The organism is Vibrio sp. V42_P2S4T144 (assembly GCF_009904715.1).
GTDB classification, from domain to species: Bacteria; Pseudomonadota; Gammaproteobacteria; order Enterobacterales; family Vibrionaceae; genus Vibrio; species Vibrio alginolyticus.
Genome location: NZ_WXWS01000634.1, coordinates 1 through 10,429 on the forward strand (window position 1 = coordinate 1; position 10,429 = coordinate 10,429).

At 46.2% G+C, this 10,429-nt stretch carries 8 protein-coding genes; all 8 read left to right on the forward strand.

Annotated features, from left to right (window positions below):
- Positions 1-74: 74 nt before the first annotated feature.
- Positions 75-1,097, forward strand: a complete 1,023-nt coding sequence (gene lpxD / locus CAG68_RS20545) for a UDP-3-O-(3-hydroxymyristoyl)glucosamine N-acyltransferase (protein WP_161441601.1) — start codon at positions 75-77, stop codon at positions 1,095-1,097.
- Between the two features lie 232 nt (positions 1,098-1,329).
- A complete protein-coding gene (gene fabZ, locus CAG68_RS20550) occupies positions 1,330-1,782 on the forward strand; it encodes a 3-hydroxyacyl-ACP dehydratase FabZ (protein WP_005380349.1) in 453 nt (150 codons plus the stop codon).
- Position 1,783: 1 nt separating this feature from the next.
- Entirely contained in the window at positions 1,784-2,572 is a 789-nt protein-coding gene (gene lpxA, locus CAG68_RS20555; RefSeq protein ID WP_005380357.1) for an acyl-ACP--UDP-N-acetylglucosamine O-acyltransferase, read from the forward strand.
- 119 nt (positions 2,573-2,691) lie between these two features.
- Complete coding sequence (lpxB, locus tag CAG68_RS20560; RefSeq protein ID WP_017636041.1) at positions 2,692-3,831, forward strand: lipid-A-disaccharide synthase; 1,140 nt, start codon at positions 2,692-2,694, stop codon at positions 3,829-3,831.
- A gap of 9 nt (positions 3,832-3,840) precedes the next feature.
- The gene (gene rnhB, locus CAG68_RS20565; protein WP_161441599.1) at positions 3,841-4,476 is read left to right on the forward strand and encodes a ribonuclease HII; all 636 of its coding nucleotides are present in this window, start codon (positions 3,841-3,843) and stop codon (positions 4,474-4,476) included.
- Between the two features lie 81 nt (positions 4,477-4,557).
- Positions 4,558-8,037, forward strand: coding sequence for a DNA polymerase III subunit alpha (gene dnaE / locus CAG68_RS20570; RefSeq protein ID WP_005385364.1), 3,480 nt, complete (start codon positions 4,558-4,560; stop codon positions 8,035-8,037).
- 46 nt (positions 8,038-8,083) lie between these two features.
- Positions 8,084-9,043 (forward strand): acetyl-CoA carboxylase carboxyl transferase subunit alpha, encoded by a 960-nt coding sequence (gene accA / locus CAG68_RS20575; protein ID WP_005380365.1) that lies wholly within the window; start codon positions 8,084-8,086, stop codon positions 9,041-9,043.
- A gap of 106 nt (positions 9,044-9,149) precedes the next feature.
- Positions 9,150-10,429 (forward strand): tRNA lysidine(34) synthetase TilS (tilS, locus tag CAG68_RS20580; RefSeq protein WP_161441600.1); only part of this gene is annotated, 1,280 nt, incomplete at its 3' end.

Here is a 10,429-nt window from a genome sequence, read left to right on the forward strand (position 1 = left end):
TTGCAGTACGGCAAGCCAGAATACAATATTTCTGAAGACGTAATTAAAGCTCTAAAATAAGAAGTTATGAAGACATTAACATTAGCGAATTGGCGACAATTACCGGGGGTGAGCTGTTTGGTGACGAGTCTCTCGTTGTAAGCCGTGTTGCTCCAATGGATAAAGCACAAGAAGGTGACGTAACCTTCTTGTCTAACCCAAAATACGCAAAACACCTTTCTGAGTGCCAAGCTACCGTTGTTATGGTAAAGGCTGAGCATAAAGATCAATGCGTTGGAAATGCGTTAGTGGTTTCAGACCCTTATGTCGCATTTGCTCGTGTGGTTCAAGCGATGGATACCACACCAAAGCCGGCAAGCGATATTGCACCAAGTGCTGTGATTGCCGCTGACGTTAAGATGGGTGAGAACGTTACAATCGGCGCTAACGCTGTGATTGAAACGGGCGTAGAACTCGGCGATAACGTAAGCGTTGGAGCTGGTTGTTTTATCGGTAAGAACGCCAAGCTAGGGAATAACACCAAGCTTTGGGCTAATGTCACTATCTACCATGAAGTGTCATTGGGTGATGACTGTCTCGTTCAATCGGGTACCGTCATTGGCTCTGATGGCTTCGGTTATGCGAATGACAAAGGCGAGTGGATCAAAATTCCTCAGCTTGGTTCAGTGCGTATCGGTAACCGCGTTGAGATTGGTGCTTGTACTACGATTGACCGCGGTGCACTCGAAGATACTATCATTGAAGACAATGTCATTCTGGATAACCAACTTCAAATCGCGCACAACGTGCAGATCGGATATGGTACCGTGATGCCTGGTGGTACTATTGTCGCGGGCAGTACAAAAATTGGTAAGTACTGCCAGATTGGCGGCGCGTCTGTTCTGAATGGCCATATCACTATCGCAGATGGTGTGGCTATTACAGGTATGGGCATGGTAATGCGCAGTATCGAAGAAAAAGGCCTTTACTCATCAGGTATCCCACTACAAACGAACAGAGAGTGGCGTAAGACCGCGACTCGAGTTCACCGTATTGATGAGATGAATAAGCGCCTAAAAGCGGTTGAAAAACAGCTGGAACAGAAAGAAGAAATTTAGAACAAGTTATCTTTCGCTCTGTATTTAACACGAAGGCTAACAAGCTCTAGTTCCATATTCTGTAAGAAGACTCGCGAAATGCGGGTCTTTTTCTTCTATAATGACGCGCTCTAAGTAGATTTAACTCCAAGATGGTGCGTATTTTGCTAGTATATTGCAAAGCGATTCGGCTTTACGACCTGTTGCCACGTTTGCCATCTTGGCGGCAAAAAATTGATATAGGAAGACGACTTTGACTACTGAAAAGAAAACGATGAACATCTCTGAAATTCAAGAGCTACTACCTCATCGCTACCCATTCTTATTGATCGACCGAGTGATAGACTTCCAAGAAGAGAAGTACCTTCACGCGATTAAAAACGTGTCGGTTAACGAACCTCAGTTCACAGGTCACTTTCCTCAACTACCAGTATTCCCAGGTGTTTTGATTTTAGAAGCAATGGCTCAGGCAACAGGCTTACTTGCATTTAAATCATTTGGTGCACCAACAGAAAATGAACTGTACTACTTTGCAAGCGTAGACGGCGCGAAATTCCGTAAACCAGTGGTTCCGGGCGACCAATTGGTTATTGAGGTAGAATTTCTGAAAGAACGTCGCGGCATTGCTGCATTTAGCGGTGTAGCAAAAGTTGACGGTGAAGTGGTATGTTCTGCAGAACTGAAGTGTGCTCGTCGAGAGTTTTAATATGATTCATGAAACCGCTAAAATCCACCCGGCAGCGGTGGTAGAAGAGGGCGCCAAAATTGGTGCTAACGTAACAGTAGGTCCTTTTACGTACATCACCTCTACGGTTGAAATTGGTGAAGGCACAGAAGTGATGTCTCACGTTGTGATCAAAGGTCACACAACTATTGGCAAAGATAACCGTATTTTCCCACATGCTGTCATTGGTGAAGAAAACCAAGACAAAAAATACGGTGGTGAAGACACAACTGTGGTTATCGGTGACCGTAACGTCATTCGTGAAGCGGTCCAAGTTCACCGCGGCACAGTGCAAGACAAAGCAACCACGATCATTGGTGATGACAACTTATTGTGTGTGAATGCACACGTTGCGCATGATGTTGTTATTGGTAACCACACTCATATCGGTAATAACTCGATTCTTGGTGGTCACGTTACTGTTGATGACTATGCCGGTGTGATGGCACTGTCTGCGATTCATCCGTTTTGTACAGTGGGCGCTTACGCATACATTGGCGGCTGTTCAGCTGTGGTGCAAGATGTCCCAGCTTATGTACTCGCGCAAGGTAACCACGCTACTCCATTCGGCTTGAACCTTGTTGGCTTGAAGCGTAATGGCTTTGAGAAACCAGAGATTCGTGCGCTACAAAAAGCGTATAAAGAAATCTACCGTTCAGGTAAGACGCTAGAAGAAGTGAAGCCTATTCTGGCTGAAATGGCTCAAGAGTGGCCGGCTGTGAAGCGTTTCTCAGATATTCTGGAAACGACGGAACGTGGCATTATTCGTTAATTGGCGAATGAACCAATAAATAAAAAGATCGTGACCAAATTTGAGGTTACGATCTTTTTGTGTTTTATGGATAAGGCAAACCGTTATCCATAGCGCACAGGAAAAATAGCGAAGTAGATATGGAAAGACCATTACGTATTGGCATCATTGCCGGAGAATTGTCTGGCGATACGCTAGGTGAAGGCTTTATCAAAGCAGTAAAGCAACAATATCCAGACGCAGAGTTCGTAGGCATTGGTGGTCCGAAAATGATAGCCCAAGGTTGCGAGTCTCTGTTTGATATGGAAGAGCTTGCGGTGATGGGATTAGTCGAGGTTTTAGGCCGCTTACCGAGACTTCTTAAAGTGAAAGCTGAGCTCGTTCAGTATTTTACTCAGAATCCGCCTGATGTTTTCATCGGGATCGATGCTCCTGACTTCAACTTACGCCTGGAGCTTGACCTCAAGCAAGCGGGCATTAAAACCGTTCATTACGTGAGTCCGTCTGTTTGGGCTTGGCGTCAGAAGCGCATCTTTAAAATAGAAGCGGCAACGAACTTGGTGCTAGCATTTCTTCCGTTTGAGAAAGCGTTCTACGACAAATTTAATGTACCTTGCGAGTTCATTGGTCATACCTTGGCTGATGCCATCCCACTAGAATCAGAACAAGCGCCTGCACGTGAGTTGCTTGGTTTAGAACAAGATAAAAAGTGGCTTGCTGTCCTGCCAGGCAGTCGTGGTAGCGAGTTAAAAATGCTCTCAGAGCCATTTATTGAAACCTGCAAGTTACTCCATAAAAAATTTCCAGAACTGGGGTTTGTTGTCGCGCTTGTTAATCAAAAACGCCGTGAGCAGTTTGAACAAGCATGGAAAGAGCTAGCGCCAGAGTTGGACTTCAAGTTAGTTGATGACACCGCACGCAACGTCATCACCGCATCCGATGCCGTGATGTTGGCCTCCGGTACCGTAGCGTTGGAGTGTATGCTTCTCAAGCGTCCAATGGTGGTGGGTTATCGTGTGAATGCATTTACTGCTTTCTTAGCTAAACGTCTATTGAAAACGAAGTATGTGTCATTGCCGAATATCTTGGCGGATGATGAGCTCGTCAAAGAATATCTACAAGATGAGTGCACACCAGACAATTTGTTTACTGAGGTTTCTCGCTTATTGGAAAGCGACAATAAACCGATGTTAGATAAATTTACGGAAATGCATCATTGGATTCGTAAAGATGCGGACCAACAAGCCGCAAACGCAGTTCTAAAACTGATTGAGAAATAGAGATTTATCATGGCTGTTAAACCAAAAGCGACCAAAACCAAAGTTGAACTCCCTCCGTTTGAATATCCGCAAGGTTATCAGCTTGTGGCCGGAGTCGACGAGGTCGGACGTGGCCCTTTGGTGGGAGACGTCGTCACCGCTGCGGTTATCCTTGATCCTCACAATCCTATTGAAGGGTTGAACGATTCGAAAAAATTGACCGAAAAGAAACGCATGGCGTTGCTTCCTGAAATCAAAGAAAAAGCATTGGCGTGGGCGGTCGGGCGTTGTTCTCCTGAAGAAATTGATCAACTGAATATTTTACAGGCGACTATGGTTGCGATGCAGCGTGCAGTGGCGGGGTTACAGGTTCAACCTGATTTGGTGTTGATTGATGGTAACCGTTGTCCGGAGCTGCCAATGGATGCTCAAGCTGTAGTAAAAGGCGATCTACGTGTTGCCGAAATCAGTGCGGCTTCCATTATTGCCAAAGTCGTGCGTGACCAAGAGATGGAAGAGTTGGATAAACTTCATCCACAATTTGGCTTCGCGAAGCACAAAGGTTACCCAACTAAAGTGCACTTTGAAGCGATTGAGCAACACGGAGTGATCAGTGAACACCGCAAGAGTTTCAAGCCAGTAAAAAAAGCGTTAGGCATAGAATAATCAAACGATCTAATTGGTGTTATAAACCCAACCTCTTTAGGTTAGAATCCCCAACAAAATAGAGTTACACGGTACCTGTTAATGTCAGATCCCAAATTCATCCACCTGCGTGTTCATAGTGACTTCTCGATGGTGGATGGCCTCAACAAAGTTCCGCCAATTGTAAAGAAAGTTGCTGAGCTCGGTATGCCCGCAATGGCGTTGACCGACTTTACCAACCTATGTGGTTTGGTGAAGTTTTACGGTACGGCGCATGGCAGTGGTGTTAAACCGATCATTGGTGCTGACTTTAAAATGCAGTCGGACGAGTTTGGTGAAGAGCTGACACAAGTGACTTTGCTTGCGGCGGATAATGTAGGTTATAAGAACCTGACGTTATTGATATCAAAAGCGTACTTACGTGGACATGTCCAACACCACCCAGTGATTGACAAAGCCTGGTTGGCTGAAATGTCTGAAGGCCTGATTGTATTATCCGGCGGTAAAAGCGGGGAAATTGGTCGCGGCCTTTTGAAAGGCAACCGTCAAATAGTGCAAGGGTGTGTTGATTTCTATAAACAGCATTTTCCAGATCGCTTTTATCTTGAGCTACTTCGTACCGGTCGTCCAGATGAAGAAACTTATCTTCACTTTGCGGTTGAATTGGCAGAGCAGCAAGACTTGCCAGTAGTGGCGACCAATGAAGTTGTATTCCTGAGTCCAGACCTATTTGATGCTCATGAAATACGCGTAGCGATTCACGATGGTTACACATTAGAAGATCCGCGCAGGCCAAAAAACTACAGTCCGCAGCAATATCTTCGTACAGAAGAAGAAATGTGCGAGCTGTTTGCTGATATTCCTGAAGCGTTAGAAAACAGTGTCGAGATAGCGAAGCGTTGTAACGTGACTGTGCGCTTAGGGGAGTACTTCCTACCAGCCTTCCCAACCGAAGGGATGAAAGAGACTGAGTTCCTAGTCATGAAATCCCGAGAGGGGTTGGAAGAGCGTTTAGAGTTCCTATTTCCAGATGAGGAAGAGAGAAAACGTCGCCGCCCTGAATATGATGAACGTCTTCAGATAGAGCTAGATGTTATCAACCAAATGGGATTTCCTGGTTACTTCTTGATCGTAATGGAGTTCATCCAGTGGTCAAAAGATAATGGAATTCCTGTCGGTCCTGGACGTGGTTCCGGTGCTGGTTCTTTGGTGGCTTACGCACTAAAAATCACCGATCTGGATCCACTAGAATACGACTTGCTGTTCGAACGTTTCTTGAACCCAGAACGTGTTTCGATGCCCGATTTCGACGTCGATTTCTGTATGGATAAACGTGACCAGGTTATTGACCACGTTGCGGAAATGTACGGTCGTGACGCGGTGTCTCAGATCATCACGTTTGGTACCATGGCGGCAAAAGCGGTAATCCGTGACGTTGGCCGCGTATTGGGCCACCCATTTGGTTTTGTTGATCGTATTTCAAAGCTGATCCCGCCCGATCCAGGTATGACGCTAGATAAAGCGTTTAAAGCTGAACCTGCACTACCTGAATTGTATGAGGCCGATGAGGAAGTTAAAGAACTCATCGACATGTGTCATATTTTGGAAGGCTGTACGCGAAACGCCGGTAAACACGCTGGTGGTGTTGTAATTTCACCTACAACAATTACCGATTTTGCGCCAATTTATGCAGACGCTGAAGGTCACTTTCCGGTTACTCAATTTGATAAAAACGATGTTGAGACCGCTGGCCTAGTTAAGTTTGACTTCTTAGGTTTACGTACCTTAACCATTATTGACTGGGCGTTAGGGCTGATTAACCCACGCCTAGAGCGAGAAGGGAAAGAACCGGTTCAAATTGAATCCATACCGTTAGAAGACCCTGCCTCTTTCCGTTTGTTGCAAAACTCTGAAACGACAGCAGTATTCCAGCTTGAATCTCGAGGCATGAAAGAGCTGATCAAACGACTTCAGCCAGACTGTTTCGAAGACATTATCGCATTGGTAGCACTCTTCCGTCCGGGTCCTTTGCAATCGGGCATGGTAGATAACTTTATCGACCGTAAACATGGTCGAGAAGCGATCTCTTATCCAGATGAAAAGTGGCAACACGAGTCGCTAAAAGAGACGCTTGATCCAACCTACGGCATCATCCTGTACCAAGAACAGGTAATGCAGATTGCGCAGATCTTAGCGGGTTATACGCTAGGTGGTGCGGACATGCTTCGTCGTGCAATGGGTAAGAAAAAGCCAGAAGAGATGGCAAAACAACGTGCTATCTTTGAAGAAGGTGCGATAAAGAACGGTATCGATGGCGAGTTGGCGATGAAAATCTTCGACTTGGTAGAGAAGTTCGCCGGTTATGGTTTTAACAAATCGCACTCTGCTGCTTATGCATTGGTTTCTTATCAAACTCTTTGGCTGAAAACACATTATCCTGCCGAATTTATGGCTGCGGTAATGACAGCCGATATGGATAACACGGAAAAAGTCGTTGGCTTGGTCGATGAGTGTTTCCGTATGAAGCTTACCGTGCTGCCACCAGACATCAACTCTGGCCTATATCGCTTTAATGTTGATGAAAATGGCGCAATTGTTTACGGTATTGGTGCGATAAAAGGGGTTGGTGAGGGCCCTATCGATGCGATTCTTGAGGCGAGAAATAAAGGTGGTCACTTTAAAGACCTATTTGATTTCTGTGCTCGAGTTGATCTAAAACGTGTCAATAAACGAGTGATAGAGAAGCTGATTTACGCGGGCGCGTTGGATCGACTAGGCCCACACCGCGCGGCTATGATGGCGTCACTCAATGATGCGGTAAAAGCAGCAAGTCAACATCACCAAGCTGAGGCGTTTGGTCAAACGGATATGTTTGGTGTGCTAACGGATGCACCTGAAGAAGTAGAGCATAAGTATACGCAGGTTCCGCCTTGGCCAGAAAAAGTGTGGTTAGAGGGCGAGCGTGATACCCTAGGTCTATATTTGACAGGGCACCCAATTAACGCCTACGTAAAGGAACTAAACAAATACACCAGTTGTCGACTAAAAGACGCAACGCCCACTCGCCGCGATCAATCTGTCACGGTAGCCGGCCTGGTTATTGCCGCTCGTGTAATGACGACCAAGCGTGGTACACGAATTGGTATTATGACACTGGATGACCGAAGTGGCCGCATGGAAGTGATGTTGTTCTCTGATGCGCTGGATCGATACGCTGAACTTCTCGAAAAAGACAGAATTTTGGTCGTTTCTGGACAGGTCAGCTTTGATGACTTCAACGGTGGCCTTAAAATGTCGGCGCGTGAAGTTATGGATCTCGGCAGTGCGCGCGAGAAATACGCTCGTGGTTTGTCGGTATCGATAGATGCAAATCAGATCAACGATCAGTTTTTTGAGCAGTTCAGCCGTATTTTAGAACCGCACAAAGCCGGAACCGTACCCGTCAATGTATACTACCAGCGTGCCGACGCCAGAGCGCGGTTAACATTGGGCACCGAGTGGCGAGTTACGCCAAGTGATACATTACTCGACGATTTAAAACAGTTGCTTGGCAAAAGCCAGGTAGAACTCGAATTTAACTAAAAATTCAGCGCAATATGTTAGACGCTGAGTAAACAAGGATTCATAGATGAGCCTAAACTTTCTTGAATTTGAAAAGCCAATTGCAGAACTAGAAGCGAAAATTGAAGCATTACGTGATGTCTCTCGTCACGGTGGTGATTCTGCGATTGACCTGGATAAAGAAATCGAACAGCTTGAGAAGAAAAGCTTAGAGCTGAAGAAAAAAACCTTCAGTGACCTAGGTGCATGGGAAACAGCTCAACTGGCTCGTCACCCACTACGTCCTTACACGCTGGATTACATCCAACACGCTTTTGAGGAGTTTGATGAATTAGCGGGTGACCGCGCGTTTGCAGACGACAAAGCGATTGTGGGTGGCATGGCTCGCCTTGAAGGCCGCCCTGTGATGATCATTGGTCACCAAAAAGGTCGTGAGACCAAAGAAAAGGTGAAACGTAACTTTGGTATGCCGAAACCAGAAGGTTACCGTAAAGCGCTACGTTTGATGGAAATGGCAGAGCGTTTCAACATGCCGATCATCACATTTATCGACACGGCTGGCGCGTATCCAGGTGTGGGCGCAGAAGAGCGTGGTCAATCTGAAGCTATCGCGAAAAACCTAAAAGTGATGTCTGGTCTTAAAGTGCCAGTAATCTGTAACGTTGTTGGTGAAGGCGGTTCTGGTGGTGCACTAGCAATCGGTGTAGGCGACTACGTGAACATGCTTCAGTACTCTACGTACTCGGTAATTTCTCCTGAGGGTTGTGCTTCAATCTTATGGCGTGATTCAGACAAAGCGCCACAAGCGGCAGAGGCAATGGGTCTAACTGCTCCGCGTCTTAAAGAGCTTGAACTGATCGACGAAATCATTGAAGAGCCACTAGGCGGCGCTCATCGCGATCATGTTCAAATGGCAGCGAATATGAAAGCGACACTACTTCGTCAGCTAGAAGATCTAGAACAATTGGATGAAGAGACGCTACGTGAGCGTCGTTACCAGCGTCTAATGAGCTACGGTTACTGTTAATTTCGGTGATTGCTATTAAGCGTTAGCTGATATCTCAAGTGATAACAGTTAAAATAGAAAGGGTTGGATGAGAGTCCAGCCCTTTTTTGTACCTATCGGATCGTTTATGGAATCGCTTTACCTGCATTTTGCTCAAGTTCTCGGCCGCTACTATCAATCAGGCACTAAGGTTGTCTTGGCGTTTAGCGGAGGAGTGGATTCACGTCTTTTACTCGAATTACTCAGTCGCTACCAACAAGCGCACTCTGTAGAGTGTCACGCTGTGTATGTGCACCATGGTTTAAGCTCGAATGCCGATAATTGGGCCGATAAATGCTTACTTTGGGCACAACAAGTGGGGATATCTTGCTCGATTGAGCGAGTGAGCTTAGACATCAACAATGGTGAAAGTATTGAACTTCTTGCTCGTGAAGCTCGCTATCAAGCCTTAACTAAGTACATTCAAGTAGGCGATATACTGTTGACCGGCCAACATGCTGATGATCAACTAGAGACTTTTCTCCTTGCTCTTAAGCGAGGCAGCGGGCCAAAAGGGTTATCTTCGATGGCGGAGAGTATGCCGTTTTCTGGCGGATCCCTAGTTCGACCATTGCTTACTATCAAGCGGAAGACCATCGAAGACGCGGCTACTAAATTAGGTTTGGAGTGGGTGGAAGACGAAAGCAACCAAGATACTCGTTATGATCGTAACTTTCTTCGTCATTGTGTTATCCCTGAATTGTCTGGTCGCTGGCCGAGTATCCATCAAGCGGTTCAGCGCAGTGCAAGCTTATGTGCTCAACAAGAGGTGCTATTGGATGAACTATTGAGCGCGGTGTTTGAACGCGCTTTACAAACGGATCTAAGTTTGAGTATTGAAGAACTGGCTAAGCACAGTGGATTAGCGCGTGCGCGCTTGATTCGTATGTGGCTGTCTAAGCTTAATACTAGTATGCCGACTCAGGTACAACTCAATCTCATCTGGAATGAAGTCGCATTAGCTCAGCAAGATGCCAACCCCAAACTACAACTTAAACAAGGTGAAGTGCGCCGTTTTCGAAATTGTCTCTATTGGGTAACGGAAACGGCTGACGTCACTGAGTGGCAAAGTACGATTCAAGTTGATGCGACTTTGTCGCTGCCAGAGCGGCTAGGGGAGCTGACCTTAACGACGAGTTCTAGCAACGCAACGATTGCGCTTCCGAGTCAGCCAGAATTGCTTCGCGTGACCTTTAATCCGGAAGGCTTATCAGCGCATCCAACCACGCGTAATCACAGTCGAAAACTGAAGAAGTTGTTCCAAGAATACAATGTGCCAAGCTGGCTGCGTCGTCAAATTCCGATTTTGATGTATCAAGACCGAGTCGTTGCTGTGGCAGATCTGTTCGTTGATCAGGCATTTAATGG